Annotated in this window: 15 protein-coding genes and 1 pseudogene; 7 read left to right on the forward strand and 9 right to left on the reverse strand. The window is 60.3% G+C overall.

Going from position 1 to position 15745, the window contains the following annotated elements:
* Positions 1–480 precede the first annotated feature (480 nt).
* On the forward strand, positions 481–846 hold the full coding sequence (locus AR689_RS12185) for a hypothetical protein (RefSeq protein WP_156424591.1): 366 nt from the start codon (positions 481–483) through the stop codon (positions 844–846).
* Positions 847–1221: 375 nt separating this feature from the next.
* On the opposite strand, the gene AR689_RS12195 is transcribed toward AR689_RS12185, so the two are convergent.
* Positions 1222–2097, reverse strand: a complete 876-nt coding sequence (locus AR689_RS12195) for a hypothetical protein (protein ID WP_062070500.1) — start codon at positions 2095–2097, stop codon at positions 1222–1224.
* Positions 2098–3245: 1148 nt separating this feature from the next.
* On the opposite strand from AR689_RS12195, the gene AR689_RS12205 reads away from it, so the two are divergent.
* The 3 genes from AR689_RS12205 to AR689_RS12215 all read left to right on the forward strand — a co-directional run bounded on the left by AR689_RS12205 (position 3246) and on the right by AR689_RS12215 (position 4507).
* Positions 3246–3602, forward strand: a complete 357-nt coding sequence (locus tag AR689_RS12205; protein ID WP_062070502.1) for a hypothetical protein — start codon at positions 3246–3248, stop codon at positions 3600–3602.
* Between the two features lie 170 nt (positions 3603–3772).
* Positions 3773–4168: a hypothetical protein gene (locus AR689_RS12210; RefSeq protein ID WP_231745507.1), complete on the forward strand. Its 396-nt coding sequence runs from the start codon at positions 3773–3775 to the stop codon at positions 4166–4168.
* A gap of 138 nt (positions 4169–4306) precedes the next feature.
* Positions 4307–4507: a hypothetical protein gene (locus AR689_RS12215; RefSeq protein ID WP_062070506.1), complete on the forward strand. Its 201-nt coding sequence runs from the start codon at positions 4307–4309 to the stop codon at positions 4505–4507.
* A 10-nt stretch (positions 4508–4517) separates the two neighbouring features.
* Here the strand turns inward: AR689_RS12215 and AR689_RS12220 are convergent, their stop codons facing one another.
* Together AR689_RS12220 and AR689_RS12225 are read right to left on the reverse strand one after the other, a co-directional pair.
* Positions 4518–4877: a hypothetical protein gene (locus AR689_RS12220; RefSeq protein ID WP_062070508.1), complete on the reverse strand. Its 360-nt coding sequence runs from the start codon at positions 4875–4877 to the stop codon at positions 4518–4520.
* On the reverse strand, positions 4877–5992 hold the full coding sequence (locus AR689_RS12225) for a hypothetical protein (RefSeq protein ID WP_156424592.1): 1116 nt from the start codon (positions 5990–5992) through the stop codon (positions 4877–4879). The genes AR689_RS12220 and AR689_RS12225 overlap by 1 nt, the downstream gene beginning before the upstream one ends.
* Before the next feature lie 364 nt (positions 5993–6356).
* Here AR689_RS12225 and dut point away from each other — a divergent pair.
* Positions 6357–6837 (forward strand): annotated as a pseudogene (dut, locus tag AR689_RS12230) (dUTP diphosphatase).
* A gap of 682 nt (positions 6838–7519) precedes the next feature.
* Here dut and AR689_RS12240 read toward each other — a convergent pair.
* The 3 genes from AR689_RS12240 to AR689_RS12250 all read right to left on the reverse strand — a co-directional run bounded on the left by AR689_RS12240 (position 7520) and on the right by AR689_RS12250 (position 9328).
* A complete protein-coding gene (locus AR689_RS12240) occupies positions 7520–7981 on the reverse strand; it encodes a hypothetical protein (protein WP_062070514.1) in 462 nt (153 codons plus the stop codon).
* 172 nt (positions 7982–8153) lie between these two features.
* Positions 8154–8543 (reverse strand): SdpI family protein, encoded by a 390-nt coding sequence (locus AR689_RS12245; protein ID WP_062070515.1) that lies wholly within the window; start codon positions 8541–8543, stop codon positions 8154–8156.
* Between the two features lie 293 nt (positions 8544–8836).
* On the reverse strand, positions 8837–9328 hold the full coding sequence (locus AR689_RS12250) for a DUF2306 domain-containing protein (protein ID WP_062070516.1): 492 nt from the start codon (positions 9326–9328) through the stop codon (positions 8837–8839).
* Positions 9329–9631: 303 nt separating this feature from the next.
* Here AR689_RS12250 and AR689_RS12255 point away from each other — a divergent pair, with 303 nt between their 5' ends.
* Entirely contained in the window at positions 9632–12352 is a 2721-nt protein-coding gene (locus AR689_RS12255) for a carboxypeptidase regulatory-like domain-containing protein (protein ID WP_197412868.1), read from the forward strand.
* Positions 12353–12427: 75 nt separating this feature from the next.
* Here AR689_RS12255 and AR689_RS12260 read toward each other — a convergent pair whose 3' ends face one another.
* The gene (locus AR689_RS12260) at positions 12428–12730 is read right to left on the reverse strand and encodes a hypothetical protein (RefSeq protein ID WP_062070518.1); all 303 of its coding nucleotides are present in this window, start codon (positions 12728–12730) and stop codon (positions 12428–12430) included.
* A gap of 625 nt (positions 12731–13355) precedes the next feature.
* Between AR689_RS12260 and AR689_RS12270 the strand changes: the two genes are divergently transcribed.
* A complete protein-coding gene (locus AR689_RS12270; RefSeq protein WP_062070520.1) occupies positions 13356–13808 on the forward strand; it encodes a Clp protease N-terminal domain-containing protein in 453 nt (150 codons plus the stop codon).
* 10 nt (positions 13809–13818) lie between these two features.
* On the opposite strand, the gene AR689_RS12275 is transcribed toward AR689_RS12270, so the two are convergent.
* On the reverse strand, positions 13819–14463 hold the full coding sequence (locus tag AR689_RS12275) for a DedA family protein (protein ID WP_502686018.1): 645 nt from the start codon (positions 14461–14463) through the stop codon (positions 13819–13821).
* Positions 14464–14627: 164 nt separating this feature from the next.
* Positions 14628–15707 carry a LacI family DNA-binding transcriptional regulator gene (locus AR689_RS12280; RefSeq protein WP_197412869.1) on the reverse strand — a complete coding sequence of 360 codons (1080 nt, stop codon included), beginning with the start codon at positions 15705–15707 and terminating at the stop codon, positions 14628–14630.
* Between the last annotated feature and the right edge of the window lie 38 nt (positions 15708–15745).

Raw genomic sequence — 15745 nt, forward strand, 5'->3', positions numbered from 1 at the left:
TTTTCGTGTTTGAAATGCAGGGCACTACACGTTTACTACACGCTTTCAAGAAGGCCGACGACACCAGCGGGCTCCCCAGCTGCATAGAGGGAACCATGCAGTCAGAGAAGAAGGCCCTGAGGGCGGCGATGGACCGAGACAACATAGGGACGCTCAGGGTCCTAATCGGTGTTGGCTGGCGTCCAACGGCAATGCGGTCGCTGGCTGGTCCTGGATGCCCAGCGCATCTTGGTCGCTGGCCCCATCATTCCGCCGAGCGACGAGCACCTCGTCGTCCTACCGACGAGCACTACCGCACCGTCCTGAGGGTTGCCCGTTGCTCTATAACGTCCCCATGAAAGGGGCCGAGGATCGGTAATCAGCTTGGACTCTTGAATACCCAGGCTTGCACTTGCCCGCTCGACGCATCACCGGCAGTACCCGGCCTTCCGTGCCACAGCAGGAGCCGCTGGGTACGATGTCCCTTGATTGGGGGGGAGCATGACTGAGACTACGGGCGATACTTCGATGCTGGCTGAGGGCGGGGCGATGGAGCTTGTTAGGGTGCCGGCCTGGGAGGCGAAGTTCGCGCTGAAGGACAACCCTGACGAGCTGGCGCACGTGATCTGCTGCCGGGACCTGGAATGGCGGAAGGCTGCATGCGGGTACGAGGAGTCCGACCCCTCGATCATGATGGAAGCCAACGTAATCTGCACGATGTGCATCGAAGCTATCGGTGGTCTGGCGGCGCTGGCAGAGGGCAGGTGCCCGTACGACGATCAGCCCTGTCCTGACGACGAGACGCTGAATCAGATCATCAAGGACCGAAGTCGAGAGTGTCCAGGCATGCGCTCATATCGCTCGTGAGCGACGCGCAATGGTCCGGGGGTACTTATAGTCCGACGGAGAATTCTCGGTTGTTTTTGGTAGCTCGCGCCGCCAGCAACTGAAAAGATGGACTTTCACTTTGTTAGACCGGAAGCCCGGGGCCACTAGTACTGGTGGCCCCGGGCTCGGCGTCACTTGGGTTGACTGATCGGTTGCTGCTTACGTCGCTGCCGCATCAGTGCGCCGTAAATGATCCAGCCGACAACGGCCGCTAGCGCGAGATTGCTGAACTCTGGAGACACGTGTCCGAGTACAGCGAAGGGGGTCAGCACTGCGCATAGTACACAGAGCACGAGGAGCCCAATTCGATAGGTGCGCATCGAGATCATCCTATTATCCTTTCATGGGGTTGGGTCATGGACAGTGGCTGGTACCTCGGGGTTCGACGAATGGGTTCCAGCCTGCCAGGGCCCCGGGCACGCCATAGCCAACAATTCCGACGCAGTTTCCATTGGCGTTGGCTCCCTGTGCGACCACAACGATTGCTCCGCTGACTACGGCGCATGCTGCGCCGGCCGCAGGGTTCAGTTGGGCGCACGCTGCGCCGGCCGCAACGGCGCCACCGGCAGCAATTCCATTAGTCTCTGCACGGTTGAAGTACACCGAGCACCAACCAAAGCCGCAACCCGTCGTAGGATCGGCAACCACAGGGAACTGCGCGCCGGTCGTATCAACGTGCTGAGTAATGGTGTTGCCATTCACCGTGTAGTGGGTGGGCAGTTCCTTCCCAGCCGCGTCCCGTGCCCACGGTTTGGCCAGGTAGTTAACGACTTCACCGGATCCATTCAGAACCAATGCACTCCCGTCGTCTACCAATGTCAGAGTGGTCGAAGGATCGCCAATCTGGAACGCAAAGGCGTCCGGCGCGGTTTCGTTTTCGATTACAACGAAACTGGCGTTCGTTCCGCTTGTGCCTGTGCCAGTAACGAATCCGTAGCCGTCTTCATGTATTACTTCGGCGCCAAGTCGATCGACCGTGCTTGATTTCGATCCGGAGACCGGGGCAATTGACACGGGCTGTGCGGTGGTTGCTCCCCCTACCGATGCCTCTGGGGACGCGTCGGTTTGCTTCATGCTGTTCTTAAGCGTCGACGCTTGAGCTTGAAGCTTACCCTGCAGGAGGCCCTGTGCTTCGACTATTGCAAGAGGGTCGAACTTCTCGGTGGCTTGAGCGGCAGTGGCACCGCCTGCCACCAGCATTATTACAGCGGCGAGAGCACCGCTGGCCATGATGGCTTGCCGTGCATCTTTAGCGCGGACACGCCGTGATTTCTTGACCTTCGTTTTTCTTCGAAGGATTTCCCCAATATCTTCATTTTTCCCCAATATTTGTCTGTGGGCCGTATGAGCATCTGCGCACTGGCAGAATCCAATGTTCGGCCCCAACTGTGATCCGTTTGAACGAATCTTGCTTTCGGACCCTTTCAGCCAAGGCCCGTTTGTCGTCGAAGTCAAGTCAAGTGCTTGCTTTCAGCAAGTGCCTGCCATGAGCGGTCAGTCCTGCGACTCCAGCCGTGTGACTTGCGGAGTTGGCGCCTTCTCTGAAGACTGGGCACCGCGCGGGCCAGGGTCCCGGGAGTATCAACTGTTTGGGGGAATCCGGAAGTGCTGGGACAGAGAATGTATGCGTGGCGGCGCCCGCTGTGGCCAATCACCTTGGCTATCCTTGTGGCCGATATTGTTCTGTGGCTGGACATCAACGGTGTCACAGGCGGCAACCTGGCCTGTGGCAATGTCGCGTTGGTGGTGACGATTGCTTGGCTTGTTCTGGGGCAGTTCATCGGCCCGAAACCCCAGGCCAGGAGAGTCGCGAACCAGACTCCCGAAAGTCTGAGCGTTCGCAAGGCCAGCCACGCACCGCGGGTACGGAATGCTCTAGTGTGCCGTGACGGCCCTGACCACCTTGGAGTCGAGCTCTTCCGGCTTAGCGGTGCCTGTTCCGGCGTCCTGCCCGGTCGGCGAAGGCATCCAGGGCCTCGATGATGTCGGGACTGGGAGGCCAATGGTGTCCTTTGAGAAGAGTCTTCGTGATTTTCTCATAATGGGCGTGATTGAGAATATCAGCGGCGTTTGTTCTCACGTCGGGCTTCGCACAGAGCCTGGCTATGCGGCAAGCAGGGCGAGAGTTCAAGTGGCCATCTTGCGGGGGAGCTAGCGGGTACGCGTAGGATCGTCCCATGGGGACCAAGGGCACGACCAAGTTATTCGCTGTTCTAGCAGGGGTGTTGGTGGCAGTGTTTTCGCTTTTTGCCGCACTATGGGTGAACGGAAACATCCCTTTGCCTGCGGCCGCAGCCACTTCATTTGTTCTCGGTGTGGGAACGTATCTAGCAACCATCAAAGGCACTGCTAGGAAATCCACTTAGCAGGCACGAGAGATGCCTACCCTCGAGCCCAGGAACCAGAGCCACCACTCGAAGGAATCGCGCGTCCTGATTCAGGACGTGATCCCGTACGAGGTGGCCGAAAGCCTTGAAACCCTGCAAGGGCCGGGGGAGGGCGTTCTAAAGCTGCCGCACCACGTTCACTGGGGGCCGGAGGCTGATTGTGATCTGGGACAGCTCGAAGGTGTGTACAAGGCATATCAGGCGATCCTGCGTGAAGGCACACGGGTAGATCAGGAGCAACTGCTCAACGCCAGCCTTTTGGTGAAGGTATGGGGCGAGTTGATGCTTCCCGTTCGAGTCCGGGATTTGTGGGAGAACAAGTTCCCGCAGCTGGCACAGCATTCCTAATATAAGACCGCCAATACCAGCGCCACGTGCAGGTCTCGCGATGGATGGCTTGGCCGCTCTCCCCAAAGCCTGCGGAAAGTGCTCTCATGGAGAGACCGAGGACAGGAATTTCGCGTAGGGGAGCGGCTGTGAGCAGTCAACATGAAGCACTGACACCAAGGCGGGGTTCGATGCGCTCCAATCTGCTGATACTCGCAGTGTTCACAGCAGCACTGAGCTGGTGCATCGCACTCCTCGGAATCGTGAACAGCCCTGCAGGTGCAATCTTCTTGACCATCCCAGCGCTGGCAGCCGCCGGGATCGTTGTCGCCGCGGCGAAGCGACGCCGACGCGAGCACGCCCGGCACCTCGGCACGCCCACTCCTGATGGCATGAACGCCCTGAGGGCGCCGAGCAACTCCGTACTGATCTTGCTGAGCTTCACCGCGGTGCTCTGCTGGTGGATCGCGATTGTGGGTCTCAGTACAGGGGCTGGTGCGTTCTTCCTGTGGCTTCCTGTCTTGGTGACGGCCGGGACGGTGGTTATGTTTGCCTACATTAAGCCTTGGAAGGTCACCCGGATCTGAGTCATGCCGCCCGCAGATGTCCTGGTGCGATGACAGACGCGAGAGACCAGACTTGAAGCTGTCAGCGGTCTATGACTTCAAAAGCGGAAGCGGTGCGACGCAGTACTCCTTGGCTTTCCTGTTGGTGAGGAAAGTGTTGTGCCGGGCGTGAGCTTCCTCTTCGGAATTGAACCGCAACGCCCGGAGTGGCAACTGACCGAGGTCGCAGATGTCCCTGAGGTGCTGACATGGGCTGAGGAGCGGGCCAACGGCAAGACCTTTGTGTTGTATGCGGAGTTCGTCCACGAGGGTGGCCACGGAATGATCCGGCTCCTTGGGCAAGAGCCTCCAGGTGTCTAACCCGGGGCCCCTACGGATTGACGGCGGGGTCGCATTCGAACACTGCAGGGTTACGCTGCAGGCCGTCCAGCGAGCAACGGCTTCGCTGACCTTCGAAGAGAACGTCGACGTGGCCGTTCGACCATCCTGAAGCAGCGCGATACCCGTTGCCCCACTTGAGATCGAGGACCTGGCCACCTTCGGATTCGACCTTGGCTTCGATCTCGGCCTTTTGCCTCGAATGGTCAAGCTGCAGGTTGATTCCATAGGCGATGAACCCCAGCAGAATCACAGCCGAGAGCACGATCGGTAGCCGCCGCGCAAGAGTCTTCCTTCCCTGGGACCGGCGTTTCCTCGAGGGCTTCTGTGCCGCCTGTTCGTGCGGGTTCATCAACTTCCTTCGGCTCCTGCCGAAGCCCCGGCGGGGCAATACTTTGATGCGGACGATTCTGGAGTGCGAGGGCGCTGAGGGTTCAGCCAGTACCCGTAGAGCGGCTGATCGATCATATTCCACACCTCATGTGCCTTCGGAGTGACGTTGCATTGTTTTGAGGTCAGGTGGCCACTAATGTCCGAGCCTGCGCCTTGCCTAATGGTGTACGGTTCGGCCTCTTCGGAACTCAGCTCTACCCCCAGGCTGAACGGCTGGCCAGTGGCGTCCAGCCTGTCAATCATCGAGGCTAGATGGGGCCAAACACCGGTCTGTTCTATCGGTGGCAACGTGTTCTGCAGAATGTCCTTCTCCCATGGGCTGAGCTGCACGTCGCTCACGTTGTACACCTCGACATTGACGGTCTGGTTGACTCTGCCTTGAGGGTCCCATGGCTTCGAGGTCACGGTGACATAGGTGCCGTCCGGAGTGTCACCCTGCCATGTCTTACTGGCCGCAACTCCCAGCGCAATCAATCCCTGATCCGGCAGCTGGCCGTAGGTATCCAGGAGTAGTCGACCAGGACTGAAGTCATTCGCCTTCTCGGACACGGCCCCGGTAGTTGGCGTGGTGATCCTCCAGTGGGTGGTTTTTGAGTTCAGCTCTGTCGGAATGACAGTGGTGACCCTCTCCAGTTTCTCTGGAGTCATGTTGAGGGATACCGCCATCTGAAGCTCATACTCCCGGGTGTCCTCGTTGTATTCCCTTCGGGAGTCCAGCTGGCTCACTGGATCTAACTCATGGAGCGTCACCCAGCTTGAGGCAAGGTGTTGAATCTGCTCATAGGAGAGGCTGCCTTCTCCGCTTAGCCTGCCTATCTCCAGATCATCGGAGAAGGCACTGTACCGCGCTTCCTCAGTCTGAGCCACAAACAGGGTCCAGTCCTCCAGATAGGCTCCGGTGTCTCCCACGCCCTCACGCATGGTCCACAAGATGTTTTCCACCTCAGATGCGGTGCACGCCGGTGAGACGCCGATCCGGTATTTCACGAGAGGTCCCCTCACTGCGATCTTCCCGCCACGGGGATCACTGTCTATCCAAGTGACGCAGGGTATTGAGGTGAGCTTGCGGTCCAAACCGAATACATTCGGAGTAGCGAGTGGGGCGGTAACTCTGTACACACATGATGCCAGGAGCACGATCACCACCAGTAGGATCCCGAAGCCTATGATCCGGCCAGTGCGTACTGGTCGCCTGTTCGGTCCCGTGGATGCTGAAATTTGGTCCATCATGCGATCTCTGCGGAGAATAGGGGTCCGGCAGCGAGCCTTAGAGGCCTAGCAGCCATGCCGTCCAAAGCGATTCCCACGTCCGTCTCCCCAAAACCGAGCAATAAATCCAACGACTAGCATAACTCCTGTTTTGCTTCCAGGGAGGGGCGAAGCCAAAGAAAAGAAGATCGCGATGCGCACCGAGCGCAACGCCTACTGAAAGAGAACGATGACCCTTGACACAGCCGTAGGCACGGCCGCCCTGACCGTCGAACTCCAGAGGCTCGACGACACCCTCGTAGTACTCTCCTACGCTCAACCGGGCGACGCCGGCGCCGACCATCGCACAACAATTGACTTCAGCTTGGCCCCAGGGGAACGAAAGCTTGTACCGACCGGCGTAGCCGTGGGCCTGCCCCTCGGAACCGTTGGGCTGATCCACCCACGGTCCGGACTGGCCGCCAAGCACGGCCTCACCGTAGTCAACGCCCCAGGCACCATTGACGCCGGATACCGCGGCGAAATCCAGGTCTGCCTCCTGAACACGGACAAGGACAACGCCGTGGAATTCGAGCGAGGTGACAGGATCGCCCAGTTTGCTAATCCAACGCATCGAAGTCGCAGAGTTCGTGCCAGTCGAAAAGCTCGCTGAATCCGCCCGTGGTACCGGTGGCTTTGGATCCACCGGAGGTTTCCAGGCCCGCCAGTAGCTTCTCAGACGACTCTTTCGCTGATGGTGCCAGATAGCTGCGGCGCTATACCCAGCCTGTCCAGGAGATAGACGGCGGAGCTTATCGATACTCGCCGGCGGTCAGAGCCAAGCCAACCAAGAGCCCGATAGGGCAGCCCGTCCAGAGCGCCCCTCCTGTCAAGCCGAGGACCGGAACGAGGTGGGAGAGCACTGCCAGAGCCATGGAACCTCCGATGATGGTGCAACCCATTGAAACTGCGGCCGCAAAGTTTGATCCCCAATAAGTCACACTTCCGACGCCAGCTGCACACACGGCAAGGACCAGCAAATTTGCTACCCACACGGATAGTCCAAACACAGGGGTCCGATTGACGCAGAGGAGGATCATCAAAGCTCCAGGGACAACCACACCGATCCAGTAATACCATTCCGGGACGACTCTCTCCGTCAGAGCCTCGGTCTTCGCTCTGGGCTTCATAGTCCCAACCATCCCCCTTCTGGCGCGTGACGTCCTCCGCAGAGAGGACGACCAAACAGTAGCACCAGTGGCGAGCGGGAATTACGGATGGGCCGCATTGGTCCGCAGCTCTTGCGCCATCGAAGTGACGTAACGCGTGTGGTTTCAACCCCTAGGAGCCACGGTGCCTGTCACATTGTCAGCCGGAACGTCCGTGCCAGTCTCCGCTGCATGCCGCGCATGGTCACAAACATGCAAAGGACGATGAGCAGGCAGGGACAGCGGGGGCTATCGTCACCATAAGGCCCACAACAATAACCAAGGCCGCCATGACGATCATGAGTGATTTAAGCGAAGCGACCAGTTTCTCTACCAGAGTTCCGTCCATCTCGGCTGGTTCAAGGACTGCCTCGCTGTAGGCCCTGGTTGCTCCGCGCATCCATACTGCCGGTGAGGCCAAGCGCGAGGCAACAACGGCCTCTGCCTCCTGGAACTCGGAAAAATGGCGGACCTGCAGCTCGGCGATGATCTCGGCATCAGCTTTGTTGAACCGGCTTAGGACGAAGCGGTGCTGGACGGCCAGCTGTAGTTCGGCGGCGTCCAACAAAGCTGCGGCTTCAGCCGTCTGCTCGGCGCGGACCAGGTGGGAGTCGGTGACTGTGGGAGCTTGTTCCAGGCCCGTCGTCCGGACGCCATAGCCCGGCAAACCATCGGCAAGCAGATTCGTCCACCACCGAGGTGGGTGGTTCCCCTAACCGCTCTGGATCTTTCAAGCCTTTCCGGTCTCAGCGGTGCCTGTCCGGCGTCCTGCCCGGTCTGCGATGCCCCGAGCCACCGCAGCGTCTCCACGTACGGTGGCAAACGCCGAACGGGCGGCTCTAGTTTGTAACCGAACCGATCTTGGTTGCGACAGCATCAGCCTGAAGGTACATCCGCATGAGAAGCACGACCAGGACTGCAGTGACGCCAAGGCCAGTGAAGAAGATCAACGGCACGCTGGCGTCATCCTTGGGCAGGACGGCGAAGAGAACCCACAGGGCTGCCGTGCACACGAGCAAGAAGACGACTATCCCTCTCAACATCCTCAAAGAAGCCTCATGCGCAGCTATCCAGGCCTCATCGGAGGCCATGGTTGCCTTGGACCGTATGCCGAAAGTGGGATTTGGTTTGGACTGCCCCGCCTCGATCTGTGAAGCCAACATCTTCAGGAGCCCGGCAACGACCAGGAAAGCGATGCTGAACATGGCCGTGCTGAAAGCTGCCCCCAAAAGCTACCCTTTCGTTGTGGCGTCACTTATTCGATGGGTAACGGTAACCCAGTTGGTATGGAGTGGCACAAGTCAACGACCGGAGCCGCGACTCCTGCCCGGTCCCGCCGCCGCTCAGGCCCAGCTTGCAGGCGGCCCAGGGAAAGGATTAGTTGCTCGTCCACGTCCTCGGCTTTAAGAAGCGCGACGCAACCGGCAAGCAGAGTGGTGTCGCCGGTGGCGTCTCATGTACCCCGTCTCGCCAAGCGCTCGAGATTAGCGCCAGCGTACCGGGACGACTGGACGGACTTCATTCAACCGTCTGCACGGGCAACGCTGGCCTTCTGTCGTAGCTGCATCAGCCCGGCGACGGCCAGGCCGGCAGTGAGCGCGAGGGCCCCTACCCAGAGTGTGAGGCCGGCAAGGTCGTGGATGGCCATTTGGGGGAGTCGCCTGTCAGGCACGGCTACGACGCCGATGAATGCTCCGACGAGGCCGAAGTAGCTGCCGGTCATGAACCGCTGATGGGCACGGATGTTGCCGCGGCGGACGGACCACAGGCCCATGGTCAGGGTGCAGAACGTCAGGACGGATAGCGCGTGGAGCCAGTTGAATCCTCCGTCGATGGTCCGGATCCCGAAGGAGGTGAGGACCACGATGTACATGGCTACCGCCCAGATGCGGCCCAGCGTCTTGTGCGCTGCGCTGCCTTTGTTGCGGCGAAGCAGGTTCACTGCGCCGAAGATCAGGGCGTAGCCCGCTGCGATGGCATGCAGGGCGATCAGGAAAGTCCACGGCGAAGGCATGTGGCCAGCCTAGCGAGTCGGATGGGGTTTACCGGATCGTGTTGGCGGGGGCGGCTGAGGTCTTTGCAGGGAACTGTGGAAGAGCTCAGGGTCGTCGTCATTCAATCACGCGGAGCAAGGCCGAGCAGTCCCGTCCCAGCGAGGTACTGAACCGGCCCCACCGGGCCGAGTGCCGCCGTCGTGAGTTCCTCGCCTCAGCGCACTGGGCAGATCTCCCCATGGCACTACCGGGGGCCGACGCCTAGGATGACAGGGGACCGCTCGGTCCGCTCAGTCACTTTCTTGGGGAAAAGGACCTTACCCATGCCGTTGCCTCGCCCCGCCACTCACCATCCGCTTCGAAGGACACGGCAAGGGGTGTGGGCCGCCCTGGTGACCGCCGTTCTGGTGGCAGCGGGCCTTTTCGCCGGAGCGGCACCCGCCTCGGCCGCAACCTACACTTTCAAGGGTGTGGTCAAAGGAAAACTGACGGCCACTGCAACGGCCACTGCGCTTGGCGACGTGTGGGTGGGGGCGTACACCAATGACGACCGCGCCTCCTTGGTAGCCGGCGCGTGGTCCTCAGCCGATGGTTCGTACAGTTTTAACGTGCCGGCTGCTGGCAGCTACAAGCTGTGGACCACGTGCAGTAGCGGACCCTGCTCCGCTACCTACGCCGGTGAGTGGAATGTGAACCAGTCCAGTTCGTACGGTTCGACGCCGGTCGCCGTCACCGATGCTGCCCCCACCACCACGTATAACCCCCAGCTGGAAGCGTTCGGCAGCATGAGCGGCAGGGTCACCAACAAGGCCGGCCAGCCGGTGACGGCGGTGTCCGTCTCAGCGTCACCCAACAACGGCGGACAGGTGAGCAGCACCACGCCCGACGCCAACGGCTACTTCACCCTCACCAAGATTCCGCCCAACCAGGCATACATCAGCGTCCGGGACGAGTCGGGCCAGCGTCTCTACCTGGAACAGTATTGGACCGGCACTGGCACTGTGGACACCTACAGCACGGCTACCGTCCCGCCCGGTGTGAAGTGGACCAACGTGAACTTCGTCCTCAAGGATGAAACCCTCATGGAGGCCACTGTGGTAGATCCTGCGGGTGCGCCCATTGCCGACGTCGGGTATGTCCCGTGGGTTTACAACGACGCGACGGCAGCCTGGGACGGACCTCAGATGGGCCCGCTGACCTCGAATGCGCAGGGCAAGATTTACTGGCGAATGACGGTTGGCAAGAAGTACAAGCTGTGCGTTTCGGACACGGTTTACGAGGGCGCGCCCCGCGACAAACGCTACAAGGCCGAATGCTACGACAACACGCCCACCAAGGACACGGCCACTGTTCTGACAGCAACCGTCGCCGGCCAACGTGTAAAGCTGACCATGCAGCTGGACGTCGAAGGGCTGTCGCTGGCACCTGGCAGGCCGTTCGTTTACGGTTCTGCCCAGGCCGGACAGAAACTGACCGTTGATCCCGGCGTCTGGGGTCCTGCTCCGGTGACCCTCGCCTACCAGTGGCAGCGTTCCAAGGACGGCGCCGCCATCCAGGATATTGCCGGAGCCACCACCACCGCCTACGTTCCCACCGCAGCTGATGCCGGGTACGACATCTGGGCGAAAGTCAGCGGGACCAAGACCGGGTATGCGTCGTACTCCACCTCGGTACACGGCGGAAAATCCGGCGCCGACGCCGTCACGGCCTCCAAGCCCTTCACCCTTCTGGGAACGCCCCGCGCCGGGAATACCCTGACCGTTGACCACGGCACCCTGAATCCCGCCCCAGATTTTGGCCCTTACTACGATTGGTTCGTCGACGGCGTGCAGGACTACAGGTCAAACGGGCCGACGTTCCTCCTCCAAACCTCCGACGCCGGCAAGAAAGTCACTGCCCGGCTGAGTGTCCACGACTGGCCCCTGCAGCCCTATTACGGCCAGGCCACCGTCACCGTCGCTGCCGGGACGTTGACGGCTCCGGTGCCGACGATTTCCGGGACGGTGAAGGTTGGCTCGGTGGTGACGGCTGTTCCGGGGGCGTGGGGTCCTGCTCCTGTGACGTTGGCTTATCAGTGGTTCCGGAGTGGTGTTGCGATCACGGGTGCTACTTCTGCTACATACTCTTTGGTTGCGGCTGATTTGGGTAAGACCATGACGGTCAGGGTCACGGGTTCGAAGGCCGGGTTTACGACGGCGGCGAAGACTTCCGCTGCGACGGCTGCTGTCGCTGCCGGGACGTTGACGGCTCCGGTGCCGACGATTTCCGGGACGGTGAAGGTTGGCTCGGTGGTGACGGCTGTTCCGGGGGCGTGGGGTCCTGCTCCTGTGACGTTGGCTTATCAGTGGTTCCGGAGTGGTGTTGCGATCACGGGTGCTACTTCTGCTACATACTCTTTGGTTGCGGCTGATTTGGGTAAGACCATGACGGTCAGGGTCACGGGTTCGAAGGCCGGGTTTACGACGGCGGCGAAGACTTCCGCTGCGACGGCTGCTGTCGCTGCCGGGACGTTGACGGCTCCGGTGCCGACGATTTCCGGGACGGTGAAGGTTGGCTCGGTGGTGACGGCTGTTCCGGGGGCGTGGGGTCCTGCTCCTGTGACGTTGGCTTATCAGTGGTTCCGGAGTGGTGTTGCGATCACGGGTGCAACGTCAGCTGCGTATTCGTTGGTTGCGGCTGATTTGGGTAAGACCATGACGGTCAAAGTCACGGGTTCGAAAGCCGGGTTTACAACGGCGGCGAAGACTTCCGCTGCGACGGCTACGGTCGCTGCCGGGACCCTAACGGCTCCGGTTCCTGCGGTGTCGGGCACCAACACGGTGGGCAGCACGCTCACCGCGACCCCCGGCACGTGGGGTCCTGCGCCCGTGACGCTGAGCTACCAGTGGTACCGCGGAAGCACCGCCATTTCGGGCGCCACCGCTCAGACATACAAATTGGTCGCGGCGGACAAGGGTAGCGCCATCAAAGTACGCGTGACAGGCACAAAGACTGCGTACACCGCACTGGCGCGCTACTCTGCGGCCACGGCGTTGATCGGCTGATCAGAAGTCGCCGCCGGTGAGCTCGCTTGGCGGCGGTGGGTCTGGCTATCCGCTGAGCCTTGCCGTGTTCGGCCCTTACTCTGGCTTGAACGATGACAGCCGGCTGATCCGCCGCCGCGCCGCAGCAATCAACGGACGTGCTGCCAGAACGCCTGCCTTCAACGAGCCAAGAACCTTGTTGAAACTGCCTTCGAAGCGGCCTCTGCTTCGCCAGTTTTGCGTCAGTTCCCACGTGGTACGGACGGAGTGCACGGCGAGTACGACGGTAAAGAGTGAGATCACCAAGCCAGCGATCGAGGCGGCCACGATCATCACACCTGTGATGTGCACCAAGAGGACGGCAGAGATCACAACTGTGTGGGCGTCAAGAAGTTCCATATTCATTTCTCGTTGTGCGGGATGGTGAGTTGGTAGTGCCAGGGTGCGGGAGGCGGAATCCCGCTGCCAGGTGCGCGGGGTGCACCTTTAGTTTCGTCTTTATCCTAGCGACGAGCACCTAAAGTTTTGTTGGCAACGCGTCACGAACTTGTCAGAACTGCCATGACGGCAGTGTGCCCGTCAATACGCTGGCCGAATAAGCGGCAGCGTCCACTTCGGCTCAGTGACAAGGACGAAAGAAGGCAGGACCACAACCCCCTGGACACCACCTTTGTTGCCCTGCTCGGCAAAGTTCGACCAGGCAGCTGTGCCTGTGTCCAGTTGCCCGAGTCGGCGAAGATCTTTGGAACCCGCGGACTGGTCTTGTCAGGCTAGGTTGACGGAACTATACCTGTCAGTCTAGCCTGACAGGTATGGAAGCTGATGATCTATCCGAACAGATCCATTCGACAAGCCCCGCCGTTGGCCTACGAGCGGTGGGAGCTCTTCACCGCTTGGCCGAGCAGGTTGAGGCGGTCCACGTAAGGGCGGCCCGCGAGCAGGGGTGGACATGGGAGCAGATCGGTGACGCCTTGGGTGTCTCCCGACAATCAGTGCACGCAAAATACCGGGAATGAGTTGAGCCATGTTTGAACAATTTGCCCGCGATACCCGCAGGATTGTGGGGTACGCCATGGAAGAAGCCCGAGGCAGGGGCGATAAGCGACTGGGAACGGAGCACCTGCTTTTGGGGGCGCTTCATGAACCCGAACCTGCGGCGGTCCTCGGTATCACTCTGGACGATGCTCACGACGCGGCGTCACGCTTGGATGCCGCTGCGCTGAAGGCTATCGGGCTGGAAACCATGAACCTCAAGGGGGCCACCATGCCAACAAAGGGGAGGAAACCGCCGTTTAGCTCGGGCGCCAAGGAAGTGATGGCAAACATGGTGAAACAGGCAATGGATCAGAAGTCCCGGCAGATCACTACATCTAACCTTCTTGTGGCGCTTCTGGATCGCGAAGAACACGATCCTGTGTCTGCTCTTTTGGAAGAACTCAAGGTGGACAAAACGACGGTTCGGGCCCGACTCCGGTGAAGGGGCTCAGCTACCGAGCGCTTTCCTTGCGCTTCTTGATTCTCCGGATGATGAGCCACACCACGAATGCGGCGAGCCCTGCGTAGACGGCGTAATTGAGGAATCGCGAGTATTGGTCAACCAGGTGATACTGCTTGCCGAGCAGTGCTCCCGCACCAATGAGCAGGGCGTTCCATACGCCCGTTCCAGCGACAGTAAAGATGCTGAACGTCACCAGGTTCATGCGCTCGGCACCTGCGGGGAGGGAAATGAGACTGCGCACGCCGGGAAGCAGCCGACCGAAGAAGATCGCGGACTTGCCGTGGCGTTCGAACCATTCGGCGGCTTTCTCGAAATCTTCCCGATCAACAAGGGGCAATTTCGACAGTAGCTTAATGGACCTCTCCAGCCCCACCTCGTAGCCCAGCCAGTACAGGAGCATCGCTCCGGCATAGGCGCCCAGTGTGCTGGTGACAAACACCAGGATCAGGTTTATGCCGCCCTGTTGGGTAAGGAATCCGGCCAGTGGGAGGATCACCTCACTGGGTGTGGGCGGAAAAACGGTCTCCAAGAGCGTCATCAGGCCCACGCCCCATTCACCCAGGGCCTCGATGACCTGCGCAGCGATTCCCACAATCCCGGTTAACTCATCGGCCGCAGCGGTCGCCTTGAGCAAGCTGATCAGGTGGATCTCCGTTCGTAAAGGATGGTGCCGTCAAGGTCTGAAGCACAGCGAGCTGACGTTTCCAAGGGGAAGCCCAGTGATGGGGGACCACTGGGCTTCCACCTCAACGCTATGCCCATCCAGGCCCTCGGGCAACAAGCAATGTCAACAGGTTTTCAGGCTGGTAGGTGCACTGCCACTGAAGCGCGCTCAACGGCAGGGCAGGCAATCTTCACAGCAGAATCGAGGGGCGCTGCATCCAGGCCCAACAGCATGCGAACACCCGCAGCGCCCAGTTCGTAGTGGGGTAGTGACACCGTTGAAAGTGGAGGACGCAGGTGGGCCGCGATGACTTCCTGGTTGTCGAATCCCACCACGGCAATGTCACCTGGAATGGAGAGGCCGTTCTCCCTCAGGCCATCGTAGAGTCCCATCGCCATGCGGTCGTTGTAGCAATAGACGGCGCTGACCTTGAGCTTGAGCAGGTCATCGGTGGCGCCGTAGCCACCTTCCTGATCCGGGTAGGCTTCGAGCACCAACTCCGGGTTGAAGGGTATTCCAGCGCTCTCGAGTGCGGACTTGTATCCCTGGAGGCGACCGTCCTTGGCAGGTGCGGGGGTGGTGGTGTTGATGAAGGCGATTCGCCGGTGGCCTTCGCGAAGCAGGATTTCCGTGGCGGACTGTCCGCCCTGCGCCTCATCAGGTACTACGGCACGGGCGGCACCGGCCTCGGCGGAGAAACAGTTGACCAGGACAAAATCCGCCTCGCGAAGGGTCTCCGGGACATCAGTGGGGCGGTGGAACCATGTTGAGTACAAGATGCCGCGAACTTTGTATTCCAGCATCATGGCGATCGCGTCTTTTTCGAGGTCTTTGTTCCCTTCGGTGTTGGCAATCAGCAAGGCGTAACCATGCTTCCACGCTTCGTCCTGGGCCCCATGGATGATCTGGCCGGCGAAGGGCGTAGTGGCAACGCCGTCGGCTACCAAACCGATGAATTTTGAGGTTCCGCTGACCAACGTTTTGGCCATGGCATTCGGGCGGTAGCCCAGCTTGGCTATGGCCTCCGTGACCCGTTGACGCGTCTCGTCCGCGATGCGCGCGTTCTTCTTTTTGTTGATGACCAACGAGACTGTGGCAGTGGAAACTCCAGCCAATTCAGCGACTTCACGGAGGGTCACCGGATGGGCGCTGTCTGCTCTGGCATGAACCGCCGGGATGCCCGGGTTGCCTGAATTTTTCTCCTGCGAAATCATCTGTCCTCCGTCTGGAGTATATCCGTCTGCCGTGGTGG

Origin of the sequence: Arthrobacter sp. EpRS71 (assembly GCF_001512285.1) — a bacterium.
GTDB lineage: Bacteria > Actinomycetota > Actinomycetes > Actinomycetales > Micrococcaceae > Arthrobacter.